The sequence below is a fragment of the Pseudooceanicola sp. HF7 genome (assembly GCF_011806405.1).
GTDB lineage: Bacteria > Pseudomonadota > Alphaproteobacteria > Rhodobacterales > Rhodobacteraceae > Pseudooceanicola.
Map to the genome: position 1 here is coordinate 116,359 of NZ_JAATOW010000009.1, position 22,067 is coordinate 138,425.

28 protein-coding genes and 2 tRNA genes are annotated in these 22,067 nt (G+C 63.6%); 14 read left to right on the top strand and 16 right to left on the bottom strand.

All coding sequences use genetic code 11. The annotated features are described in order from the left end of the window. Positions 1-67 precede the first annotated feature (67 nt). The 8 genes from HCZ97_RS07475 to tgt form a co-directional block, all read right to left on the bottom strand. Positions 68-418 carry a hypothetical protein gene (locus HCZ97_RS07475; protein ID WP_167688064.1) on the bottom strand — a complete coding sequence of 117 codons (351 nt, stop codon included), beginning with the start codon at positions 416-418 and terminating at the stop codon, positions 68-70. Positions 419-500: 82 nt separating this feature from the next. After that, positions 501-1,268: a triose-phosphate isomerase gene (tpiA, locus tag HCZ97_RS07480; RefSeq protein WP_167688065.1), complete on the bottom strand. Its 768-nt coding sequence runs from the start codon at positions 1,266-1,268 to the stop codon at positions 501-503. 93 nt (positions 1,269-1,361) lie between these two features. Then, on the bottom strand, positions 1,362-1,748 hold the full coding sequence (locus tag HCZ97_RS07485; protein WP_167688066.1) for a TfoX/Sxy family protein: 387 nt from the start codon (positions 1,746-1,748) through the stop codon (positions 1,362-1,364). 152 nt (positions 1,749-1,900) lie between these two features. Continuing rightward, positions 1,901-2,251, bottom strand: a complete 351-nt coding sequence (locus tag HCZ97_RS07490) for an iron-sulfur cluster assembly accessory protein (RefSeq protein ID WP_167688067.1) — start codon at positions 2,249-2,251, stop codon at positions 1,901-1,903. 46 nt (positions 2,252-2,297) lie between these two features. Then, entirely contained in the window at positions 2,298-3,023 is a 726-nt protein-coding gene (locus HCZ97_RS07495; RefSeq protein ID WP_167688068.1) for a DUF3307 domain-containing protein, read from the bottom strand. Then, a complete protein-coding gene (locus tag HCZ97_RS07500) occupies positions 3,020-3,631 on the bottom strand; it encodes a MarR family transcriptional regulator (RefSeq protein ID WP_167688069.1) in 612 nt (203 codons plus the stop codon). The genes HCZ97_RS07495 and HCZ97_RS07500 overlap by 4 nt, the downstream gene beginning before the upstream one ends. Positions 3,632-3,817: 186 nt before the next feature. Continuing rightward, on the bottom strand, positions 3,818-4,180 hold the full coding sequence (locus HCZ97_RS07505) for an SUF system Fe-S cluster assembly protein (protein WP_167688070.1): 363 nt from the start codon (positions 4,178-4,180) through the stop codon (positions 3,818-3,820). 83 nt (positions 4,181-4,263) lie between these two features. Continuing rightward, positions 4,264-5,391, bottom strand: a complete 1,128-nt coding sequence (gene tgt, locus HCZ97_RS07510; RefSeq protein ID WP_167688071.1) for a tRNA guanosine(34) transglycosylase Tgt — start codon at positions 5,389-5,391, stop codon at positions 4,264-4,266. 371 nt (positions 5,392-5,762) lie between these two features. Between tgt and lon the strand changes: the two genes are divergently transcribed. From lon to HCZ97_RS07530, 4 genes are all read left to right on the top strand, one after another. Then, entirely contained in the window at positions 5,763-8,174 is a 2,412-nt protein-coding gene (lon, locus tag HCZ97_RS07515; protein ID WP_167688072.1) for an endopeptidase La, read from the top strand. A 264-nt stretch (positions 8,175-8,438) separates the two neighbouring features. After that, positions 8,439-8,867, top strand: a complete 429-nt coding sequence (locus HCZ97_RS07520; RefSeq protein ID WP_167688073.1) for an HU family DNA-binding protein — start codon at positions 8,439-8,441, stop codon at positions 8,865-8,867. A 51-nt stretch (positions 8,868-8,918) separates the two neighbouring features. Beyond that, positions 8,919-8,993, top strand: a tRNA-Val gene (locus HCZ97_RS07525). 591 nt (positions 8,994-9,584) lie between these two features. Next, positions 9,585-11,336, top strand: coding sequence for a sugar phosphorylase (locus tag HCZ97_RS07530; protein WP_167688074.1), 1,752 nt, complete (start codon positions 9,585-9,587; stop codon positions 11,334-11,336). A gap of 195 nt (positions 11,337-11,531) precedes the next feature. Here HCZ97_RS07530 and HCZ97_RS07535 read toward each other — a convergent pair whose 3' ends face one another. Both HCZ97_RS07535 and HCZ97_RS07540 read right to left on the bottom strand, forming a co-directional pair. Next, the gene (locus HCZ97_RS07535) at positions 11,532-12,752 is read right to left on the bottom strand and encodes a glycosyl transferase (RefSeq protein ID WP_167688075.1); all 1,221 of its coding nucleotides are present in this window, start codon (positions 12,750-12,752) and stop codon (positions 11,532-11,534) included. Positions 12,753-12,770: 18 nt separating this feature from the next. After that, positions 12,771-13,550, bottom strand: coding sequence for a mannosyl-3-phosphoglycerate phosphatase (locus tag HCZ97_RS07540; RefSeq protein WP_167688076.1), 780 nt, complete (start codon positions 13,548-13,550; stop codon positions 12,771-12,773). Between the two features lie 48 nt (positions 13,551-13,598). Here HCZ97_RS07540 and HCZ97_RS07545 point away from each other — a divergent pair. Next, positions 13,599-13,674, top strand: a tRNA-Val gene (locus HCZ97_RS07545). Positions 13,675-13,698: 24 nt separating this feature from the next. Here the strand turns inward: HCZ97_RS07545 and HCZ97_RS20810 are convergent. The 6 genes from HCZ97_RS20810 to HCZ97_RS07575 all read right to left on the bottom strand — a co-directional run bounded on the left by HCZ97_RS20810 (position 13,699) and on the right by HCZ97_RS07575 (position 17,433). Continuing rightward, a complete protein-coding gene (locus HCZ97_RS20810; protein ID WP_167688077.1) occupies positions 13,699-14,841 on the bottom strand; it encodes a tyrosine-type recombinase/integrase in 1,143 nt (380 codons plus the stop codon). Then, on the bottom strand, positions 14,831-15,115 hold the full coding sequence (locus tag HCZ97_RS07555) for a helix-turn-helix transcriptional regulator (protein WP_368484334.1): 285 nt from the start codon (positions 15,113-15,115) through the stop codon (positions 14,831-14,833). Before HCZ97_RS07555 ends, HCZ97_RS20810 begins: the two co-directional genes overlap by 11 nt. Before the next feature lie 128 nt (positions 15,116-15,243). Further along, positions 15,244-15,783 (bottom strand): NYN domain-containing protein, encoded by a 540-nt coding sequence (locus tag HCZ97_RS07560; RefSeq protein ID WP_167688078.1) that lies wholly within the window; start codon positions 15,781-15,783, stop codon positions 15,244-15,246. Positions 15,784-15,793: 10 nt separating this feature from the next. Then, positions 15,794-16,255, bottom strand: coding sequence for a hypothetical protein (locus tag HCZ97_RS20555; protein WP_254871408.1), 462 nt, complete (start codon positions 16,253-16,255; stop codon positions 15,794-15,796). Then, complete coding sequence (locus HCZ97_RS07570) at positions 16,167-16,592, bottom strand: hypothetical protein (RefSeq protein WP_217701741.1); 426 nt, start codon at positions 16,590-16,592, stop codon at positions 16,167-16,169. The genes HCZ97_RS20555 and HCZ97_RS07570 overlap by 89 nt, the downstream gene beginning before the upstream one ends. Before the next feature lie 211 nt (positions 16,593-16,803). Further along, complete coding sequence (locus tag HCZ97_RS07575; protein ID WP_167688080.1) at positions 16,804-17,433, bottom strand: helix-turn-helix transcriptional regulator; 630 nt, start codon at positions 17,431-17,433, stop codon at positions 16,804-16,806. Positions 17,434-17,521: 88 nt separating this feature from the next. On the opposite strand from HCZ97_RS07575, the gene HCZ97_RS07580 reads away from it, so the two are divergent. The 9 genes from HCZ97_RS07580 to HCZ97_RS07620 all read left to right on the top strand — a co-directional run bounded on the left by HCZ97_RS07580 (position 17,522) and on the right by HCZ97_RS07620 (position 21,884). Continuing rightward, positions 17,522-17,740 (top strand): XRE family transcriptional regulator, encoded by a 219-nt coding sequence (locus tag HCZ97_RS07580; RefSeq protein ID WP_167688100.1) that lies wholly within the window; start codon positions 17,522-17,524, stop codon positions 17,738-17,740. Between the two features lie 73 nt (positions 17,741-17,813). Beyond that, the gene (locus tag HCZ97_RS07585) at positions 17,814-18,284 is read left to right on the top strand and encodes a hypothetical protein (RefSeq protein ID WP_368484335.1); all 471 of its coding nucleotides are present in this window, start codon (positions 17,814-17,816) and stop codon (positions 18,282-18,284) included. A gap of 230 nt (positions 18,285-18,514) precedes the next feature. Then, on the top strand, positions 18,515-18,724 hold the full coding sequence (locus tag HCZ97_RS07590) for a hypothetical protein (RefSeq protein WP_167688081.1): 210 nt from the start codon (positions 18,515-18,517) through the stop codon (positions 18,722-18,724). A gap of 20 nt (positions 18,725-18,744) precedes the next feature. Next, positions 18,745-19,101, top strand: coding sequence for an SANT/Myb-like DNA-binding domain-containing protein (locus HCZ97_RS07595; protein WP_167688082.1), 357 nt, complete (start codon positions 18,745-18,747; stop codon positions 19,099-19,101). Positions 19,102-19,295: 194 nt separating this feature from the next. Beyond that, positions 19,296-19,508 (top strand): hypothetical protein, encoded by a 213-nt coding sequence (locus HCZ97_RS20440; RefSeq protein ID WP_217701742.1) that lies wholly within the window; start codon positions 19,296-19,298, stop codon positions 19,506-19,508. Continuing rightward, positions 19,505-19,741 (top strand): hypothetical protein, encoded by a 237-nt coding sequence (locus HCZ97_RS07605; RefSeq protein ID WP_167688084.1) that lies wholly within the window; start codon positions 19,505-19,507, stop codon positions 19,739-19,741. Before HCZ97_RS20440 ends, HCZ97_RS07605 begins: the two co-directional genes overlap by 4 nt. Then, on the top strand, positions 19,738-20,355 hold the full coding sequence (locus tag HCZ97_RS07610; RefSeq protein WP_167688085.1) for a hypothetical protein: 618 nt from the start codon (positions 19,738-19,740) through the stop codon (positions 20,353-20,355). The genes HCZ97_RS07605 and HCZ97_RS07610 overlap by 4 nt, the downstream gene beginning before the upstream one ends. Before the next feature lie 249 nt (positions 20,356-20,604). Then, positions 20,605-21,192 (top strand): hypothetical protein, encoded by a 588-nt coding sequence (locus HCZ97_RS07615; RefSeq protein ID WP_167688086.1) that lies wholly within the window; start codon positions 20,605-20,607, stop codon positions 21,190-21,192. Next, positions 21,189-21,884: a transcription termination/antitermination protein NusG gene (locus HCZ97_RS07620; protein ID WP_167688087.1), complete on the top strand. Its 696-nt coding sequence runs from the start codon at positions 21,189-21,191 to the stop codon at positions 21,882-21,884. The genes HCZ97_RS07615 and HCZ97_RS07620 overlap by 4 nt, the downstream gene beginning before the upstream one ends. Positions 21,885-22,067 lie beyond the last annotated feature (183 nt).

The following is a 22,067-nucleotide window of genomic DNA, read 5'->3' on the forward strand; positions in this document are numbered from 1 at the left end:
GCATGTGCAAGAGTGCGGTCCGGGCGGGTGCCGGACCCCGTGTCAGGGCGGTGACGGAGGCAATCCGTCAGGCGTGACGCGGGGGTGCTCTTGGGGAATGGGCGGACTTGCGGGCCTGGGCCGCACGATAGAGGTCGGCGCCGCAGCGCCAGCCGTCATGGGGGCGCAGAACGCCGGCAAGGTCGGGCGCGCGCAGGCTGGGGGCATCCGGTAGGGCATGGCAGAAGGGGCAGGAATGAGTGCCGTGGCCTTCGGTGCCGCAAAGATCCTCGGCGGTCAGCGGGCCATGGGTCATCTCATAGACCGCGCGGTCCATGGAACTGCGGTCCGGGGCCATCATACCGGCAGACACCACGCTGGCCCAGGCCAAGAAAAGACCCAGGATCGGCAGGAGGACAGGAGAGGACCGGCGGCGCATGAGCGCGCTTCTACACGCTGGGGAGGGAAAGCGAAGCGATCAATTTGTCGCGGGTGGTCCGCAGCGGGCCGGTGCCCCGCGATCAGCTGTCGGCCGGCAGGGCGGAGGCCTCCAGCGCCTCGATGATCGGGGAGAAATCCTTGGCCGTGAGGCTGGCACCGCCCACGAGCGCGCCGTCAACGTTGGAAATTCCGAAGATCTCCTGCGCGTTGTCAGCCTTGACCGAGCCGCCGTAGAGCAGGCGCACGGATTTGCCGACGCCATAGCCGAAGCGCTGCTCAAGCCGGGCGCGGATGAAATCATGCACCTCGCCGATCTGGTCGGCGGTCGGGATCTGGCCGGTGCCGATGGCCCAGATCGGCTCATAGGCGACGACGAGGTTCTCGCCGGTCGAGCTGTCGGGGATCGAGAGCGAAAGCTGCGCGCCGATGATGTCGAGTGTATTGGTCGCCTCGCGCTGGAACTGGCTTTCGCCGACGCAGATCACGGTCTGCAGCCCGGCGGCCTGGGCCATCTGGGCCAGGGTGCGCACGTCTTCGGAGCTTTCGCCGTGATCGGCGCGACGTTCCGAATGGCCAAGGATCACGGCGGTGGCCCCGACATCGCGCAGCATCTGGGCGGAGATATCGCCGGTATGCGGCCCTTCCATGTTCATGTGGCAGGTCTGTCCGCCGATGCGCAGGGGGCCGCCCTGGCAGCGGTCCACCGCGGCGGCGATCAGCGTGGCAGGCGGGCAGATCAGCAGATCGCAGTCCGGATCGGGATGGGCCTTGGCAAGCGCGTCGAGCTCATCCAGCGAGGACCGCAGCCCGTTCATCTTCCAGTTGCCTGCAGCCAGCTTCCTGCGCATGCCACTCTCCCTTAAACTTATTGCTCGTGGGCATTCTCATCCCGGCCCCCATGAGGTCAAGGGAGGGTAGCGCTCACATAAAGTTAAAACCAGTCAATTGGTTGCGCGGCGCTTGCGCTTTGCCTTGGCGCGCCGTTTTTCCGCCGCCGCCGCGCGGGCGGGACCAAGCGAGAGGCGGGCCCATTCAAGGGCTTCCTCCGGATCGTCGAGGGCGCTTTCGGGCAGGGACATCAGCGAGCGGACTTCGCGGGTGCCTTCCTTGCGGGTGTAGAAGAAGGGGGTGGCGCCGGCGGCAAGATAGGCCTGTTCCGTGCTGGCATCGGATTTCATGTAGACGGTGCCGGAGCTGCTGACCATGGCGAACATGGCGTCCTCTTCGGCGTAGATCGCGGCCCCGGAGAACATGCGCCCCGTGCGCAGCGGCCCGAGGCCCGAGAAGAGATCACGCAGGTGTTCCAGGAAGTCGGGGTCTATGGCCACGGCGGTCTCCCTAGAGGGGATGCCTTGAGGTGGGAGGGGGCGCTGCCCCCGCCGCGCGTGCCGCGCGCCTCCCCCGGAGTTTATCGGCAAGAAGAAGGGGGAACCTGTCCCGCCCGGAAGGGATCCGCCGGAGGCATGGCCGGCGGGGGCGATCACATGTCCGCGAACTTGATCGATTCACCGCAACCGCAGGCTTCGGTCACGTTGGGATTGTTGAACTTGAAGCCGGATTCGAGCAGCGAGGTTTCGTAGTCGATCTCCGTCCCGAAGAGGAACATCTGGGCCATGGGGGCGATCATCACCCGGGCGCCATCCTGTTCGACGACCTCGTCCATGGGGTCGACGCTGTCGACGTAGTCCATGGTGTATTCCATGCCTGCACAGCCGCCCTTCTTCACGCCGATGCGCAGGCCGGAGTGGCCGCCCTTCTGCATCAGGCGGGTGATCTGCGCGGTGGCGCGGTCTGTCATCGAGACGGCCTGTTTGCCGGGAATGCTGAACATTGGAAGCTCTCCTTCGTCCCTTTGAAGTTGGGGCGTTCCGTTGAATTTAGGGGTTCAGGGCCGGAATGCCAAGGGATGGCAGATGCGCAAGCAGCGCAAGGGTGCCATAGGCGGCCAGGAGCGCCCAGCCGAAGGAGGCCAGCGTGCCGATGATCACGTATTCGCCCATGGCCTGGTCTTCGCGGGCGGTGTCGAAGCGCAGGATGGACTTTGCCGCGATCAGGAAGCCGATGGCGGAGGGCTGGCCGCCGAGCACGAAGAGGAAGATCAGCCCGCGCTCCATCAGGCCGATGTGTTCGCCGCCGCGGGGCAGGCCCTTGGGCAGGGGCGCATCGGCCCAGCGCAGCATCAGCAGTCCGACGGCGAAGCCTCCGGCGCGGGTGGCCAGGATCGCTCCGGCGGCCAGCGCCATGATGGCGGGGGCGAGGGGGGGCCAGAAGGTTTGCGCCGGGTCCAGGGGAAGCCAGCAGGCGATGGCGAGCAGCGACAGCAGGTGCAGCGCCTGGTCCGCCAGGAAGGTGGCGAGGCGGTTGGGCAGGAAGCTTTTGGCGAGGTCGATGACACCGTGGGCCAGGGTGACGGCGAGCACCGGCATCAGCGCGCCCGGGCGTGTCGGGGCGAGTGCAAGGGATGCAGTTGCGGCCACGATCACAAGGTGCAGGGCGAAGGGGCCGGGGGCACGGTTCTGCTTGGCCGCTGCCATGGCATTGCTTTGCAACAGGAAATCGGCCAGCGCATGGGCCAGGAGCAGGGCGGCGAAGGTCTGGATCATGGAGTGTCCTCAAGCCGGGCGAGGGCCTTTGCCAGCGCCGGGTAACCGGCGGCGGAGAGCGCCTGGCGGACGGCCTGGCGGGTGATGTCATGGCGCGCGGCGATCTCTGCATGGATCGGCGGATCGGGGGCGAGCATGGGCAGGACGGCGCGGGCCTGGGCCTGGGTCCAGCCCTGGCTGATCTCTGCCGCCAGCAGGTAGGCGGCGGACAGCGCGCCGCCGGCCGCATGATCCATATCGGCCCCCTTGAGCGTGTCGAGCAGCCTGCCGGCCTGCGTGAAGGCCGGGCCGGTGGCGCGGTTCAGGTCGCCATTCGCGGGCACTTCTGCCGTGCCGCTGGCGACCGCGATGCGGGTATCCAGGTGGCGGTCCTGGCATTTCAGGCCCGCGCGCAGGGCGAGCGCCTCTCTCAGGCCGGGGGCGGTTCCGGGCAGGCAGATCTGCCAGCCATCGCCGCGATTACGAGTGAAATGAACCGGCGCGCCGTGCCACCCCTCGATCAGGGCGGTGGCCTTGCGCAGCCCGTCGAAGGCGCCGTGCAGCATGGCATCGTCCAGCTCCGTGGAGCGGAGGAGATCGCCGCTGAGGATGGTGAAGGTCCGGGACATGGGGAATTGAAATCACTTGCTTTCGCGTAAAGCAAGTAAAAACGCTTGCTCCGGTATGGAGAAACCGGAAATGCTTGCTTTGAGAAAGGAAAAAGGCTTGCTTCGGGGAAAAGCAAGCCTTTTCGGTTTCTTGTGGTGCTGTCTGAAGGGGCGCCTTGTGCCGCTCACCGGCGGAAGCCCGGTGGCTTACATGAAGCCCAGTTCCAGGCGGGCCTCATCGCTCATCATGTCCATGCCCCAGGGCGGTTCCCAGACCAGTTGAACATCCACTTCCTTGACGCCATCGACGGGTTCGATCGCCTCGACGATCCAGCCCGGCATTTCGCCGGCCACTGGGCAGCCAGGGGCGGTGAGGGTCATGATGATCTTGACCTCGTTCTCCGGCGAGATGTCGATCGTGTAGATCAGGCCAAGGTCATAGATGTTCACCGGGATTTCCGGGTCATAGACCGTGCGGCAGGCCTCGGTCACCTTGTCGTAGAGAGGGTGATCGGTGGAAGAGGGCGCGATCAGCGGTGCGCCTTCGAGGGGTTCCGGTGTCTCGGTCATGTTACATCCGTTCTGTTCCTGACCGATTATATAGGGAAACGGGCAGGCGAGGTCTAGGGGAGGGGCGACAGAGATGCTGCGGGCTAGAGGCGCTCGATGTCGCCATTGGCGCGTTGGGCGTGGAAATCGGCCTGCCAGGCGTCAAACGTGCCCGCCGCGATGGCATCGCGCATCCCCTGCATGATCTCCTGGAAGTAATGCAGGTTGTGCCAGGTCAAGAGCATGCCCGAGATCATCTCCTGGCTGCGGTAAACGTGGTGCAGGTAGGCACGCGAGTAGTTGGAGCAGGCCGGGCAGGTGCAGGATTCGTCCAGGGGGCGGGGGTCATCCTGGTGGCGGGCGTTCTTGATGTTGACCACACCATGACGGGTGAAGGCCTGGCCCGTGCGCCCCGAGCGCGAGGGTAGCACGCAGTCCATCATGTCGATGCCGCGTGCCACCGCGCCGACGATATCGTCGGGCTTGCCCACGCCCATCAGGTAGCGCGGCTTGTCGGCAGGCAGCATGCCCGGGGCGTAATCGAGCACGCCGAACATGGCCTCTTGCCCTTCGCCCACGGCCAGGCCGCCCACCGCGTAGCCGTCAAAGCCGATGCGGGTGAGGGCCTCTGCGGATTCCTCGCGCAGCTCACGGGTGACGCCGCCCTGCTGGATGCCGAACAGCGCGTGGCCCGGGCGATCCCCGAAGGCATCGCGCGAGCGCTCTGCCCACCGCATGGACATGCGCATGGATTTCGCCACGACCGCGTCTTCTGCCGGCAGGGCGGGGCATTCGTCAAAGCACATGACGATATCGGAGCCCAGGAGCTTCTGGATCTCCATCGAGCGTTCAGGCGTCAGCATGTGCTTGGACCCGTCGATGTGAGAGGCGAATTTCACCCCTTCTTCCGTCAGCTTGCGCAGGCCCGCCAGGGACATCACCTGGAAGCCGCCGGAATCCGTGAGGATCGGCTTGTCCCAGTTCATGAACTTGTGCAGGCCACCCAGCCGGTCGATGCGTTCGGCCGTGGGGCGCAGCATCAGGTGGTAGGTATTGCCCAGCAGGATATCGGCCCCGGTGGCGGCGACGCTTTCGGGCATCATGGCCTTCACGGTGGCGGCGGTGCCGACCGGCATGAAGGCCGGGGTGCGGATCGCGCCGCGCGGGGTGTCGATGACGCCGGTACGGGCCTTGCCGTCCGTGGCCTTGAGGGAGAAGGAAAAGGTGCTCATGGCCGCGCCATTAGCCTGTTTGCGCCCTCTTGACCAGTCGGCTGAACGTGCATCGGGCAGGGGGCGGGGGCCGTTGCGTCCAGCCCCTGTTGGCTGGTGGAGAAAAACCCTTTGGTTCCAGCGGGTCTTGGCGGCGGCGCGGCGACGGCGGGGCGGTGCGCGGTGACACGCCGGTAGAAGGCCGGGCCAGGGGGATTTTCGGGAAAACCGCAATATATGTCGCTTGCCCGTCGGGGCAGGCACAGGCAGACTGGCGCAAATGCAGTTGAATTCGGGTGCTGCGCGCCCCAGATAAAGAGACTGTAAACAGGAGATGGTCCAGGCTGCCGCCGCGCGGGGCAGGACCATCGGCCCAAGATCAAGGAAAGAGCATGCAAGAGCCTCTGAACCCGTCCTATCCCGTATTGCCGCTGCGCGACATCGTGGTCTTCCCCCATATGATCGTGCCGCTTTTCGTGGGCCGCGACAAATCCGTGCGCGCGCTGGAAGAGGTGATGCAGGACAACAAGCAGATCCTGCTTGCCAGCCAGGTCGACCCGGCGGAGGACGATCCCGACGCCGAGGGCATCCACCGTGCCGGCGTGCTGGCCAACGTGCTGCAACTGCTGAAGCTTCCCGACGGCACCGTGAAGGTGCTGGTCGAAGGCGCGGCCCGCGTGCAGATTGTCGAATACTTCGAGAATGACGATTTCTTCGAAGCCCAGGCCGAATACCTTGACGAGGTGACCGGCGACGAAGCCACGATCGAAGCGCTGCTGCGCTCTGTCGGGCAGGAATTCGAACGCTACGCCAAGGTCAAGAAGAACATCCCCGAAGAGGCGCTGGCCGCCGTCGCGCAAAGCGAAGAAGCCTCGCGCCTGGCGGACCTTGTGGCCGGCCACCTGGGCATCGACGTGTCCCAGAAGCAGGAGCTTCTGGAAACGCTCAGCGTCAGCGAGCGGCTGGAAAAGGTCTATGGCCTGATGCAGGGGGAGATGTCCGTCCTGCAGGTCGAGAAGAAGATCAAGACCCGCGTGAAATCCCAGATGGAGCGGACGCAGCGCGAGTATTACCTGAATGAGCAGATGAAGGCCATTCAGAAGGAGCTGGGCGACGGCGAGGATGGCGAAGGCGAGATCGCCGAGCTGGAATCGCGCATCGCCGAGACCAAGCTTTCCAAGGAGGCCCGTGAAAAGGCCGACGCGGAGATCAAGAAGCTCAAGAACATGAGCCCGATGAGCGCCGAGGCGACCGTCGTGCGCAACTACCTGGACTGGATGCTGTCGATCCCCTGGGGCGTGAAATCGCGCACCAAGAAGAACCTGAATGACGCCCAGACGGTGCTGGATACCGATCACTACGGCCTTGAGAAGGTCAAGGAACGGATCGTCGAATACCTGGCGGTCCAGCAACGTTCCAAGAAGCTGAAGGGCCCGATCCTGTGCCTTGTCGGCCCTCCGGGCGTCGGCAAGACTTCTCTGGGCAAATCGGTGGCCAAGGCCACGGGCCGTGAGTTCATCCGCATCTCCCTTGGCGGCGTGCGCGATGAAAGCGAGATCCGAGGTCACCGTCGGACCTACATCGGCTCCATGCCCGGCAAGATCATCCAGGCGCTGAAGAAGGCCAAGACCACGAACCCGCTCATCCTGCTCGACGAGATCGACAAGATGGGGCAGGACTTCCGTGGCGATCCGGCCAGCGCCATGCTGGAAGTGCTTGATCCGGAACAGAACGGCACCTTCGTGGACCATTATCTTGAGGTCGAATACGATCTGTCGAACGTGATGTTCCTGACCACGGCGAACTCCTACAACATGCCGGGCCCGCTTCTGGACCGGATGGAGATCATTTCGCTGGCCGGCTACACCGAGGATGAGAAGCGCGAGATCGCGCGGCAGCACCTTGTGGCCAAGCAGATCAAGAACCACGGCCTGAAGAAAGGCGAGTTCGAGGTCACCGACGAGGCGCTGAACGAGATGATCCGCCGCTACACCCGCGAAGCGGGCGTGCGGAGCCTGGAGCGTGAGCTTGCCAAGCTGACCCGCAAGGCGGTCACCAAGATCGTGCGCGGCGAGGCCGAGAAGGTCGTGATCACCGAGGACAACCTGGATGAGTACCTGGGCGTGAAGAAGTACCGCTACGGCCTGGCCGAGAAGGAAGACCAGATCGGTGTCGTCACCGGGCTGGCCTGGACCTCTGTCGGGGGTGACCTGCTTCAGATCGAGGCGCTGCGCCTGCCGGGCAAGGGCCGGATGAAGACCACCGGGAAACTGGGCGACGTGATGAAGGAAAGCATCGACGCCGCCAGCTCCTACGTGCGTTCCATCGCGCCGGAGATCGGCGTGAAGCCGCCGCGCTTTGACCGGCTGGACATCCACGTGCACGTGCCCGATGGCGCGACGCCCAAGGACGGGCCAAGCGCGGGCCTTGCCATGGTGACCTCTATCGTGTCGGTGCTGACGCAGATCCCGGTGCGCAAGGATATCGCCATGACGGGCGAGGTCAGCTTGCGCGGGAACGCCATGCCGATCGGTGGCCTGAAGGAAAAACTGCTGGCCGCGCTGCGGGGCGGGATCACCACGGTCTTCATTCCCGAAGAGAATGAAAAGGACCTGGCCGATATCCCCGACAACGTGAAGGAGGGGCTGAAGATCATCCCCGTTACCCACGTGCGCGACGTTCTGGAACAGGCGCTTGTGCGTCAGCCGGAACCGGTGGAATGGGACGAAGAGGCGGAAGAAGCCGCCGCTGCCGCCCGGGCCGCCGTGGCTCCGGAAGGGACCCATCCGACCACCGCGCACTGATCCTGCGCATGGTCCGGCCGGGCAGTCTATCTGCCCGCCATTACACGAAAATCGGGCCGCGCGGCTTTGCTGCGCGGCCCTTTTTCATGCCCGCTGCCTGCGTATCGAACTTTGAATATGTCGCAGAAGTGAAATTCATCACCCCGCCCGCGCACTCGCTGGCTAAGCGGTCACCGCGCTGATAAGGTTATCGAAAGGTAAAGGTGCTGGTCTTGGGCTGCGACGCTCAGCTCGTCACCTTCAGGACAGCGAGTTGAAGACAAGATGACGAATATCGACCAGGTCGATGCCACGAACTCCGACGAAGATGCCGATGACGCGGAGGCGCTGGAAACAAGCCCCGGTGCCGGCGCTCAAGGCGGGGTAAATCCCGAAGAACTGAGGAAGCGCGAGCTGCTCGACGAGGTTGTCGAACGCTCCGGAATCAAGAAGAGATACGCCAAGCCGGTGGTCGAGGCCATGCTGGCCGTACTGGGCGAGGCTGCCGCGATCGAACGCGACATGAACCTGCAGCCCTTCGGCAAGGTGCGGATTGCCAGGACCAAGGATATCGACCAGGGCCGCGTGGTCGTCATGCGCCTGCGCCAGAACGACTCCATCATGGCGCGCGCGACCTATGGCACGCTGGGCGAGGAGTCATCCGCGACTGCCGCAACGGTAGGCGAAATCACGGATGATTTTGACGACGAATAACCCAAAACCCTGCTTGCAGACCCCCGAAAGGTTGGCTAATAACCGCCGCACGGGTGATTAGCTCAGTGGTAGAGCGCTTCGTTCACATCGAAGATGTCAGGAGTTCGAATCTCTTATCACCCACCATCGCATTTCCGAAAAGGCCTCGATCAGATCGAGGCCTTTTCGCGTTTTCAGGGATGGGCCAGCGGGCGCCGTCGTCAGCCTGTTCGGTCAGGGCAGAACGCTTGAAAATGCGGCCTTGAGCAGAGGCGCTGACCGGAAAATGAGCGCGGGCGATCGCAGCCGTCACTCCCTGGGCACTTCCGGTTTTTTCAGCCATGTGCATGGGCGGCTTTGCAGTTGCAAGGCGGCCCTTATTTTTGCAACCACTTGGTCAGATTGACAGAAATCGGCCAAGGGGCAGAGCCTGCGATTGGTCGGGAAACTGCCCTGACGGCCGTGATGCCCTGCTGGCGTGACGCTCCAGTGGCCTTGCCCGGCGCGATCTGCGGTCCTGAAGGCCACGGAGAAGGGAAGCCCCTTTGGGCAAGACGCCACCCGACAGGGCCCTCGGCTGTGCCGCCAGCCTGCGTCGAGCGGGCAGGGGGCATTTGCCCGGCAGGTGGTGGAAATTGAGCAGGCGGCGCGCCCAGGGCGGGCTGTCGGCAACAGTTGCTTGAAACTTTCCCGCCAGTCTGGGAAGTCTTGAGGCATTGGCGCGGGAGAATTTGATTAATGGGTTCCGAAAAACCCTCGAGCTTTCAGCACAAGCTGGAAGTGCTGGTCCGGCAGGTCTATCCTGAACATGACAGTGCTGCCCTGACCCGGGAACTGACAGAGGCCTTCTGGCCTGAAGGTACAGAACGACGCAAGCGGGGACGGGTGCCGGGCAACCGGCAATGGTCAGAGCGCGATGCGCTGATGATCACCTATGGCAATTCCATCGTGGACGGGCAGTACAAGCCCCTCGATCTGCTGCGGGATTTCCTGGAAAACCACATGCGCGGGGTGCTGAACGGCGTCCATATCCTGCCCTTCTTCCCCTATACGTCGGATGACGGTTTCGCGGTCACCGATTACCGCGCCGTTAACCCGATCCTGGGCGACTGGGCAGACATCCGGCGCATCGGGTCTGAGTTCCTGCTGATGTCGGACCTGGTGCTGAACCATGTCTCCAGTTCTTCGACCTGGTTCAGCGACTACCGCCAGGGCCACCCGCCCTTCGACAAGTTCTTCTTCGAGGCCTCGCCCGAGGATGACCTGAGCGAGGTCGTGCGCCCGCGCACCCATCCGCTGCTGCGCGAGGTGGAGACCAGCCGGGGGACGCGCCACGTCTGGTGCACCTTCTCCCATGACCAGGTCGACGTGGATTTCCGCAACCCGGAAGTGCTGAAGGAATTCCTGCGCATCATGCGGCTGCACGTGGAAAATGGCGTGCGGATCATCCGGCTCGATGCGGTGGCCTTCATCTGGAAGGAGATCGGCACGAAGTCGATCCACATGCCCCAGACCCACGCCATCGTGCGGATGATGCGGCTTTTCGCGGATTGGGCGGCCGAACCGCTGATCCTGCTGACGGAAACCAACGTGCCCAACCGGGAAAACCTGTCCTACTTCGGGAACCGGAACGAAGCCCACGCGGTCTACAATTTCTCCCTGCCGCCCCTGGTGCTGCACGCCATGCTCTCGGGCACGGCGGAACACCTGATCCGCTGGCAGGGCGGGATGCCGCCCGCCCAGCTGGGCTGCGCCTATCTGAACTTCACCTCTTCGCACGACGGGATCGGCATGCGCCCGGCAGAGGGCATCCTGTCGCCCGAAGATACCGGCGCGGTGATCCAGGCGGTCAAGGACTTCGGTGGCCGGGTCTCCATGCGGGCGCTGCCCGATGGGGGCGAGGCACCCTATGAGCTCAACATCACCTGGTTCAGCGCCATGGCCGGCACCTTCGCCGGACCGGATGAGCACCAGGTGGCCCGGTTCCTCGCCTCCCAGACGCTGGTGATGGCGCTGGAGGGGATCCCGGCCTTCTACATCCATTCCCTTCTGGCCTGCCGCAACGATGTCGAAGGCTTGGAGAAAAGCGGCCACAACCGTGCCATCAACCGCCATCGCTGGGAATATTCCGACCTGCAGGCGCGGCTGGAGGATCCCACCTCGGAACAGCATATCGTGCTGGAAGAGATGAGCCGCCGGATCCGCATCCGGCGCCGGCAGCGCGGCTTCCACCCCAATGCCACGCAGTTCACGCTGCAGCAGCTGGATGACCGCCTGTTCGGCATCTGGCGGCAAAGCCTGGATCGCGACCAGTCGATCTTTGCGATCCACAACGTCTCCGGCGACACGCTTGAGGTCGACCCGCTAGAGATCAACCTGATTGACGGCGAAGACTGGGTCGACCTGCTGAGCGGCGAACAGATCCACCCGGAAGGCGATCCGATCGTCTTCGGCCCCTACCAATGCCGCTGGATCACCAACCGGGGCTGAGCGCAGGGGCGACATACCTCGCCCCTGCAATCCACAGAACCTGTCGGGCTTTCTTCTTGCCAGGCAAACTCCGGGGGTGAGGGCCAAAGGCCCGAGGGGGCTGGCCCCCTTGCGCCCCTCTCCCGGGGGCCATCCTCGGACATCCAGCTCCCGGCGTTCGGTGGGCAGACCCCCCCGCACCCCCGCCGCCCTTGATCAGGCGTAGTCCTTGAGGTCCTCGGCCACCGCCTTCAGCATATCCGCCATCAGGTCGGGATCGGCCGAATGGACTCGGTTCCAGGTTGGGATGAAGGGCGTCTCGGACGGGTTGTCGAGGAACATCTGACCGGCCGCGATGATATTGTCCGCGAAAAGCTCGACCGCGTTCTCTTCGGAGTGGCGATCCAGGTAGAGCCCGTTCGCCTTGGCATCGTTGTAATAGCTGTCCAGCACGTCCAGCGCGGACCGGTAATAGGTGGCCTTGAGCGTGCGGAAGACCTCTTCGTTGAAGACGGTGCCATCGGCGGCCAGCTTGCGGAAGAGCGCCTTGCAGATGTCGATGGACATCCGGCTGAGCCCCTTGGACTTGTCTTCCGGGCTGAGGTCCTGGTGCTTGTGATCGTAGTGATCGGCAATCTCCACCTGGCAGACAGACTTGGGCGCCAGGTTGCGCCAGGCTTCGGACAGCACGCCGATCTCAAGCCCCCAGTCAGAGGGGATGCGCAGGTCCGGCAGGATGCCCGTGCGCATCGCCATCTCACCGGACAGCGGGTAGCGGAAGGCGCGCAGGTAATCCAGGTAATCGCGATCCCCGATGGTGCGCTTCAGCGCGATCAGAAGTGGAGAGACCAGCATCCGGCTGACCCGGCCATTGATCTTGTCGTGGCCGACCCGCGCGTAATACCCCTTCGAGATCTGGTAGGGGAAATTCGGATTGGCCACCGGATAGACCATCCGGTCCAGCATTTCCTTTTCATAGGTCACGATATCGCAGTCGTGGATCGCCACCACCGCGCTGTCGGCACAGGCGATCAGGAAGCCGAGGCAGGACCAGACGTTCTTGCCCTTGCCGTTCTCGATCGGGCCAAGGCCCAGCTGTTCCAGGCGCTTCTGGATCTCCAGCATCCGCGGGCTGGCGTTCCAGATCACCACGTGATTCTGCGGCAGGACAGAGAAGAACTGCCGCGCGTGGCGGTATTGTTCCTCTGTCGCCTGGTCGAGCCCGATGACGATGCGGTGCAGGTACGGCACCTTCGCCAGCTCTTCCAGGATATGGGGCAGGGCGTCGCCCTCCAGCTCTGAATAGAGCGAGGGCAGCACCAGGCTGATCTTGCGCGTGGCCGCATAGCTTTGCAGTTCACGCGTGATGTCGTCGCCTGAGCGTGTACGTAGATTGTGGATGGTGGCGATATTGCCGTTCTGGTGAAAATCAGCCACCTGTGGCCTCCTGTTGGGTCAGTCCGTCCATTCAGATAGTAGCGGCAGCATCATTTCATTCCAGCCTTCAGGGCCAAATTTCGTGCTGCGCCGGATTTCCCCGCGCGCCGAGTCCGCAAGATCGGGCAGGGCGTTGCCATGGGGGTTGGCAATGACGATCCCGATATCCGCAGCGGCCAGCATTTCCGCGTCATTTGGGGCATCGCCCAGGGCCACGCAGCGCGGGGCGCGGAAATCGGCGGCGGCCTCTGCCATGCGGTCGGCCTTGGTTCCGCCGAAGGACAACGTCAGGTAGCGGCCCCCGCGCCGGGCCATGATGCCCTGTTCCGCAAGCGCCGCCTTGAAGCGGTCTTCCTGCTCCGGCGTGCCCGACCAGGTGCCGGGTTCGGAATAGCTGCGCTGGCAGGCCATCTGCGCTTTCTCAAGCGGCAGGCCGGCATCCTGCGCCACGCCGTCCGGGCCCATGTCGGCAAAGCCTTTGAAGGGCGCGCGCAGCTCTTGGGGCAGGCTTTCCAGCCCCTGGCGCAGGCGCTGGTAGATCTCTCCGCCCGGTTGGGGATCGGCATGGGCGGGCAGCAGGCCCGCACCGTTCTCCACGATGGCCGGAGAGCCCTCAAGCCCCAGCTCGCGCCGCAGCACGGCGATCTCCGGCCCGGTCTTGGAAGAGGCCAGAACGACCGGGATGCCCCTGGCCTTCAATGCCTCAAGGGCCGGATGCGCGGGGGCATGGCTGTAGCTGGCGTGATCGAGCAGGGTTCCGTCCAGATCCGTGAAGACCATGAATGTCGGCGGGTTCATGTGACCTCTTGCGCTGCCTGCCGATGATGCGCTAGAGGAGCGCGCGGCGGGTGATTAGCTCAGTTGGTAGAGCGCTTCGTTTACACCGAAGATGTCGGGGGTTCGAGTCCCTCATCACCCACCATGTTTCCAGCACCTTACGTCGAATTTAGCTTGGTTGTTTCCCAATCCAAGAGGGAAGTTTCCCAATTTCGGGCAAAAGCAGCGCCGTTTCGCGGTTCATATGCTCGGCTTCTGCCTGCCTGGCGTAGTGTTTGGACATGGCTTCGGTCAGATGGCCCAGCATGGCTTTCACGCGGGCAATTCCGCCGAAGACCTCGGGGTTCCGGGCGACCGCATTCGCGATCATCGTCGCATTGGTATGCCGCAGGCCGTGAAAGGTCGCGCGAAACTGACCTTCTGCAACATCCTCTTTCCGCGCCGGTTTCAGCTTCAGCCGGATCAATTCCGTGCGCCAGGATGCGCCAAAGCCGCTGGCGGTCCAGGGCTCTCCGCGCGAATTCGTCAGCAGGGGGCGGCGAGGGTCCACGATCTGAAGCGAGCGCTTGGCGCTGCGCTCCATGTCGATGATCGACATCGCCACGGGCAGCAGGGGCACCGGCACGGGGTTCTTCGTCTTGCCCTGGACAACGTACCAGACCCCTGCAGCGATGCTGTCGTCGGTCAACTTGCGCAAAAGGTCTTCGCGGCGCTGGCCGGTATAGACCGCCATCAGGGCTACCTTCACGATGGCAGGTTTGCCTTCGCTGATCAGCTTCTGCAAGGCGGCTTCCGGCCAGGGTTCATAGCTTTCCTCGCTCTGTACACGCTCGATACGGCGGAAGGGGTTTTCGTCGCAGAAGCCGCGCAGGCGGCCCCAGCCGAAGACGGCGCTGCAATCGTCCGCGCGCCGGTTCGCGGTCGCGGGTCGGCGCGCAAGGCTGTCGTAGAGAGCCTGCGCATGAACGGGCCGAATGTCTGCTGCTTCGAACGTGCCCCACCTGTCCTTCATCAGGTCCAGTGCCAGATCCCGCAGGGTGCGGCTGTTCTTCGACAGGCGCCTGTAGCGTTCGGATCTGGCATGGTCGCGACAAAGCGCCTCGATGCTGGTCGGGGAATCGAATTGGCCCGGCAGGGTGCCGAAGGCGTCGCGGTGCGCCTGGTCATAGGCGGCACGATAGCCGGCATCGAAAGGGTGAGGCAGCTTTCGGCGGAATTCCTCGCCGTGGCTGACATTGCGAAAGTAGAAATACTCTCGGCCCCGCGCGACCTTTCTCTGGACGTATTTTTCAAGGCGAAGGTCAGCTGCCACGGGATGCTCTCAAAATCGGATCGTCGTCGGGCTGTCCCGCGCGGTCAGGCCTTGGGCTGATCGCGATGACCACGTCGGACCATACCCACCGGGTGATCCCGGAAATCCGGACCGGGGCGGGCAGGATGCCCCTGCGGGTCATGTCTCGCACAGTGCTTTCGGAACAGTCCAGAAGTTCGGCCAGGGTGCGGGCGGAGACATAGGCCAGCGGACGCGGCGCAAGTTCGGTTTCCGTGGTTGGTCTGACGGGGGCGAGGGCGCGGGCAGAGATCACGATGCGATCCTTTCGGTGGGGGTGTGCCAGACGTTGGAATTCAGATGCAGGGGGGCCGGGTGGTTTGCGTGGTACGTGGCCATGGCGTTTCCGTCTCCGTTTTCGTGTTGCAGGGTATCTGGCCCGCTTCAGGCGGCTTGGCGTTCGGGGCGGGCGATGACGTGGCGCAGGTCTTCGACATCCACGAAGGCATCGGCCATGCGGCGCAGGTCGTCTGCCGCGAAAGGGCTGGCGGTCTGGATCGTGGACACGATGGTGACGCGCACGCCCTTGGCCTGCAGCGCGTGCACCAGAGGCGCAAAGTCGCGGTTGCCGGTGAAGATCGCGGCATGCGTGATGAACGGGGCGAGGTCTGTTGCGGCCACGGCCAGGTCGATGTCGGTGCTGCCACGAAAACGACGCCTGCCGTCGTCGGTGGTATGCTCGCGGCAGGCCTTGGTCGTGACGTGCCAGCCGTTGTATTGCATCCAGTCGACCAGCGGGCGGATCGCCACGTGCTCGTCGCTTTCCGCAATCGGTGTGAAGTAGCTAGCGCGAAGCAGGCGCGCTTCGCTGGTCAGCAGGGCCAGCAGCTTGCGATAGTCGACGTCAAAGCCGAGGGCGCGGGCCGTTGCGTGAAAGTTCGGGCCGTCGATGAAGGCGGCGGCGGTATCGTTCGGGTGAAACATCAGGAAAGTCCTATCTGGGGCGGGCCATTCTGCCTGCCCAGGCATCGAATTCGGTGCACAGGCAATCAAAGCGCCTGCGGGCGTCATCACTTGTGTCGAGTTCGCGACGGCTGACGATCCCACAGCAGCTGCGCAGATATTCTGCGGCGGCGCTGGCGTGAAATGTCGTTTCGGGAAAGCCGCTGCGCATTGCGGCAAAGCGTTGGAACTGCGGATCATTGCAGAGGATCCCCGCCCGCTGCCCAGCGGGCCGATCCGCAAAGCGCGGCGGGGCGCTTTGCGCGTGGCGGGCGAAATTCTGGATCATCGCAGCTGCATCAGCAGCCAGATGACCAGCGCGCCATAGACGATGGCGGCGGTCAGGAAAGCCCATCCCCAAACCATCACTGCGCCCGCCTGTTGTTGTGCGGCGCGTCGGTACTGCGGTCCTGGCGAAGTTCGACCAGAACTTGCGCGGCGGCGTCCCGTTCATCAGGAAAGGGGGAAAGACGTTGCAGGGTGTCGCATGCGGATGCCAGTGCGCTTGCGTCGTGCGGCGTCGCGAGTTGGATCGCCTGCCTCGCCGCCGTCAGCTGATCTTCCAGCGCCTGTGACCGCAAAGCCATCGCCAGCGCCGCCGGCCTCGTGCGGGCAGCGTCCCGCCATTGCAGAAGTTCCAGACAGATTTCCGGCAGGGCGACGGCCAGCAGGGCGCGAGTTTCGGCATCGAAATCGCCCTGCTGAGCATCGGGGTCGGGTGCGGCAAGGTGGGCCAGAAGGCCGTCCCTGATCAGCGGTGGGGAAAGGTGTGCGTGCAATGTTGCCTCCATCGGTGTGATGGAGGACACTCTAGTGTGGGTATAATTACCCAGTCAAGACAATATGGGTAATTATACCCAATATGATGAATAGGGTTGAGTTGGATGGCTATCCCGTTGCGCCTGCTACAGGCGCTTTTTCTGGCGCTCGGCTTGGCGGCTTAAGCGAGCTTGAATTGGGTTATCTCTGTGGGGAGGGTGGATCTCTGGTCGAGAGTTGAACTCAAAGAAATTTGGCTAACTCGGCTGGCCAGTGCAGCCTGACTGGTGAGGCCCACTTCAATTGGACGTCGTGCTGGTTGATGGCATCTGGGTTCAGTGCGATCAGGTGGAACACCCCTGGGGCGCTCCCTGGTTTTATGAGCTTTACCCAGCCATGCCCTTCGGTGTCTTCGCAGACGCATCTGCGCTCGATCGCTTCACTGGGGACGCCTTCGTGGGTGTGGCGAGTATAAAACAATAAATCCCCCGCAGAATAAATGGGTTCCATGCTGTCACCCTCAATTTCCACGGCGACTATCCCTCTTGGGGACAGGCCTGGCGGACAAACGACTTGTGGTCCGCCACCTTTCGGGAAAGCGTCAAATACGGGTACGCGGGCACCTGCGCCAACTTTCCCAGCGATTGCAATTGCCGTAGTTGTGCTTAGGCGTCCTGCCAGAAAATCTTCATAAGTGACGCCGAATGCGTCGACGATCCGATATGCGTCGTCGGCATTCGTGGATGTGGTCCGTCCGCGTGCAACTTGCCGCAAGCGTTCATAAGGCACCCCGGAGCGGTCCGCGATTTTGCGGACTGAAATCCCCGATACTTCTAGGGCGTTCTGCAGGGCTTTTATGAAGTTCTCTGCCATGCGGGTAGTTTCTGATCTTCTTGCGGGGCACGGCAGGGGTGAAAATTACCCAGTTGACGGTTGGGTAAAAATACCCAACAACGGGCGCATGGATAGTTTTCTTGAACATGTTCGTATCTATGCGGCTACCGCAGGGGTGTTGCCGTCGACGGTGGTTCGTTGGGCGGGCTGCGGCGGTGGAACCACTTGGGCACGCTGGGAAGCTGGGTTGAGTTCGCCCACGCTGCGCACGGCGGACAGGATCCTGAAGTACATGGCCGACAACCCGCCGAGCGCGGCGGACGAAACCGTGCAGGTGGCCGAATGATCGTGCTCTGTGCTTTGCCCATACCCGTAGCTTGCACCCTTGCCTGGCCGTTGAACAGGAAAGGGGGTTGCCGGTGACCGACTATAGAAAACTCGCCGGCGCCAGCATGAAGTCCATCGTGGACTGGTTCGGCTGCCTGGACGCTGCGGCTGAGTGCATCGCGGCGCGGTGGGATGGTCGGGCGAACAAGGCGACGGTCAGCAAGAAGCTGTCGGGCCTGCTGGACTGGACCATTGCAGATGTCATCGCGCTGGAAGATGCCCGTGGGGCTTTTCCGGTGACGCGCTTGCTGGCCCGACGCTTGAATGAACGTGAACAGGCGGTGGCTGGATCGCTGCTGGCCGATGGTGGCGAGATCGCCAAGGAATGCGGCGAGGCCATTGCGGCCATTCTGGCTGCTCACCATTCCAGCAGCGCCGATGACATCGCCCGCGCCTGCGCCGAACTGCGCGAGGCGATGGAGCCGCAGCGCCGTGCGCTGTGTCGTCTGGAAGCGATGTTGACGGACCGCCGCGCGCACCATGGCGTCGAGGTGCCGGAATGAGTGCCGCGTTTCCGCCCGTTCGTTCCGGAGATCCCGATGGGTTTTGGGAAGACCTTGTGCAGCGTTACGGCGGCGGGTCCCTGCTGAATTCGTTGCTGTTTTCCTGCGTCGCCCAATTCATCAGGGGGCGTATCGCCTTCGTTGCGGTCCCCGAATGCTGCGAAGGCGGGCCGGATCTTGAGGGTGCAGCCCGGTGGGTGCGCGCCCTTAACCATCGTGGTGTCTGTGCCGTGTCGCCGGCGCTTCTGGGCGGCGGGATGAACCCGGTGGTGACTGGCACCGACGCGCTTTGGGGCCTGCCTCTGTTGTCTGCCAGCGGGGCGGTGATTGTCCCCAAGCTGGCGGGCTGGGATCGCTGCGGGGCCGTCATCTGGACGGCCCGCCGGGCGCTTTCGATGAATGTGCCGGTTTACCTGGTCGATGACACGGGGGAAGCATGATGGCTGATGATATGGGCGCAATGGCCAAGGTCGCGACCGTATCCGCGAAGAGGGGCGAAACGCAGCTGCAGGTCGCGCTTGCCGAGGCGCGAGAACAGCGGCGCATCCAGCTGCGGGCGGCGCGCCTACTGGTGCAAGTCGTGCATCCGCTTTGGTCGCCAGATGAGGATTCCCGGATCCTGAAAATGAAATCGCAGGGGATACATTTCACGGCGATCAGCGACGACTTGGGGCGCAGCCGCATCGCGGTGGAACAGCGTTGGCACCGCTTGCGCGCGGTTCCGCAGGTCCAGCAGTTGCTGATCGATTTCGGAACCTCTGAAAAACGCTGGCCAGACGCCTTGATGGACGTTCTGGGGGCCGGGGGTGCCGGATGATGCGACTTGCGAATGCACCGGCGGCGCATTTCGACCTTGAGCCGTTTCAGTCTGTTGCGCACCGCGAACTTGCGGGCTGCCCTTTGGTTCGCGCCGGGGTTTGTCTGAACCCGATCTGTTCGCAGCACTTCGCGCCGCGCCGGCCCTGGCAGAAATACTGCAGCGAGGCCTGCCGCAAGGCGGATGAAGCCGAAATGCGCCGCATCGGACAGCGGGCTGCGCCCGCGCTGCTGGCTTGGCGGCTTGGCAAATACGAAACCAGTGACGCACCGCTGCGTGATCTTTCGCGGGCGGGACGCAACTACATTGGCCACCTGCAGACAGAGTGGCTTCGCAGCCGCCAGCTGAGGGCGGGGCACATGCGGCAGGTGCCGGTGGGCCGGAAGACATCGGAGGGGCAGGAATGAGCAACGCAGCCACCACTTTCAGGAAGATCGTTTTGGGTGGAGCGACACCGGCACACCTGCGCCGCTTTGCCTGCAAAGCAAGAAGAAAGGGGATCAGTTTGGTTGACAGGGCGGACAACGGCGCTGTGATGGCGAGCCTGGTGCAGGTGCCGAGCAATGTGGGGATGCGCGATCCTCTGGCCTGGATTGAGAGAGCCGTCGACGCGCGTGTGCTGGTTGGTGTCGAGCAATGAACGTAGCCAATAAACCGATACATCTGGTCGATGCGGGCGAATTCGAAACCTATCCAATCTCAGCGCAGGACAGGCTGGACTCGCACTATTTCCTGCAATGGAACCTGAAGCGCTGGCGTGGCAGCGAGTTTCGCAAGAAGGCAGATCCGGAAGTTGGCTGGTTCGGGTTTCAGCTGTTCTGCATCGCGCAGGATGGCACGCCCATTGGCACCCTGCCGTCGGACGATCAGCAGCTGGCCTTCGATCTCAACTTGCCGCTGGAGCGTTGGCAGGGGCTGCTGCGGCGGGATATTTCGCCCTTGCACGGCTGGCGGCGGGTCCAGTGTGACAATGGTGAAATCCGGCTGGCCCATGACGTGGTGACCGAGGTTGCCCTTGAGGCCCTGAAATCCCGCAACCGGCATGCATCGGCGCAGGAACAGCGCAGGCTGAACAAGCGCCTGGCGGATCTCCGGACGATGATCGAGCACATCGGAGCGAAACGCCTGCTGAGCGATCCGCACTTTGTCGAACGTTTCAACGATTGGCTGGACCTGCACCATGGTGGCGTGCAGCGCCGCGAGGCGCTTGTGCGTGCGGCACTGGACCAGTTCATCGTGGAGATGCAGTCGTGATCCGGGCCTGTGCAATCTGTGACGGTCACAGAATATTCCGTGACAATCACGGAAAGTCACGGAACCGACACGGAAAATCACGGAACTTGCACGGATTTTTCCCCGATTTTCCCCTTTTTTGGCCGGTTTCCGTGACGCCTGAAAGGAAAAGAAACGAAATGAAAATGAGAACGAAACGACGGATCGCCCGCCTTCGGGCCGGGTCGCCTGTGGATAAGTTGCAGGGCTGAGAAGAGAGGGAACAGGACGATGGACAGTGCAGAACAGGCCGAAGGTCAGAAGAGGGTGCAGCGGGTGCTGGTCGAGCCTCTGCAGCGCAGAGGGCTGGTCAAGCCGGGTGCTATGACCAAGGATCAGTTTGCTGACATGCTGCGCGATCTGTGTGCCCGTCTGGCCTACATGGCCGAACCGAACCTTGCCGCTCTGGAAGAGGAAGCGGCGGGTCTGGCCAGCGGCAAGGCGCGGGATCGGTTCCCGATAGCGCAGCGGATCCTTGAGCGTGCCGCCGAAATCCAGCCGCCGGGCGATGATGCGTCACCGCTGATCCGCGCCGTCTTTGCGAACCCGGTGGGCCGGGATGCGCTGGATGGTGGCTGGGCACCGGAACTGCTGGTGGAATTGCGCCGGTCGCGGCGTTGGCCGGGGGGCTACACGCTTAGCCAGGTTCGCGCCTCAGCTGATCCTGCTGTGCGTAGGCTGGCCAGTCTTCAGGGGGTCATTGATCGGGGGCAGGGACTGTCGTCAGAGGAAAGCACATGGCTGCAGCGCCGCCTGGATGCGGTCGAAAAGTGCCGCCGGATCGCGGCCATGGGGCAGATGGCAGAGGGCGGCGCATGAGCATGATGGGGCAGATCGAGGCGCAGGAACTTCAGTGGTACGCGGTGCGGGTGAAGCGCAAACACGTCGGCGGGATCGGCACTGCGACGGTGGGCGGTGAGTTTGAGGCCTACCGGGGGCGCGATGGACGGATGCGCAAACGCAGGATCAGCGGGACGGGTCAGCGGGTCTTCCTGCCGGAACACCTGTTGAAGCGGGCCGGCTTCGAAATATTCCTGCCGGTGAAGAAGGTCATGAAGCGGCGCAACCGTTTCAGCCCCGAGCGGATCTGCATCAGCCAGCCGCTTCTGGTGGACTGGCTGTTCGTCGGCTGGCCGGTCGGGGAAAGCCGCTGGCATGAATTGATGGCGCTGGATGTCGTGTCGGGGGTGATGGGGACGGGGGGGTATCCTGTGTCCTTGCCCGAAGGAAGGATCCTGCAACTGATGCGGCAGTGGGGCGGCGGTCGCCTTGACGCAAAGAACAAGGCGCGGCTGAAGGCAGTGCAAGGACTTCGACCCGGCGATGCCGCCCGGATCGTCGCCGGGCCGTTGCAGGATCATGACCTGCGCGTGGTCGAGGTTCGCGGGCCTTCGGTCAAGGGACTGATGGCTATGCTGGGCGGCGATGTCGCGGTGGAGGTTCGTGCTGATTGGATTATGGGGCTGCCGGCAGGGTCCACGGATGTTGGCGGGGCAGGGGGAAATGGCTGAGGGGTGTACGATAGGCGGGTTGGCTGGCGGGATAGTGCTGTGGCCTTTGAATGATGGGGTAGGCGGGGCAGCGGCCCATGCCGTCACGCGCTGCCTTAGGTAGTTCCGGCCCGAAGCCGACCTTGGCCGAGCAGGCTATCGCTGCCTGGCAGTTTCACCAAACCAGCCCTTCATGCATCGCGC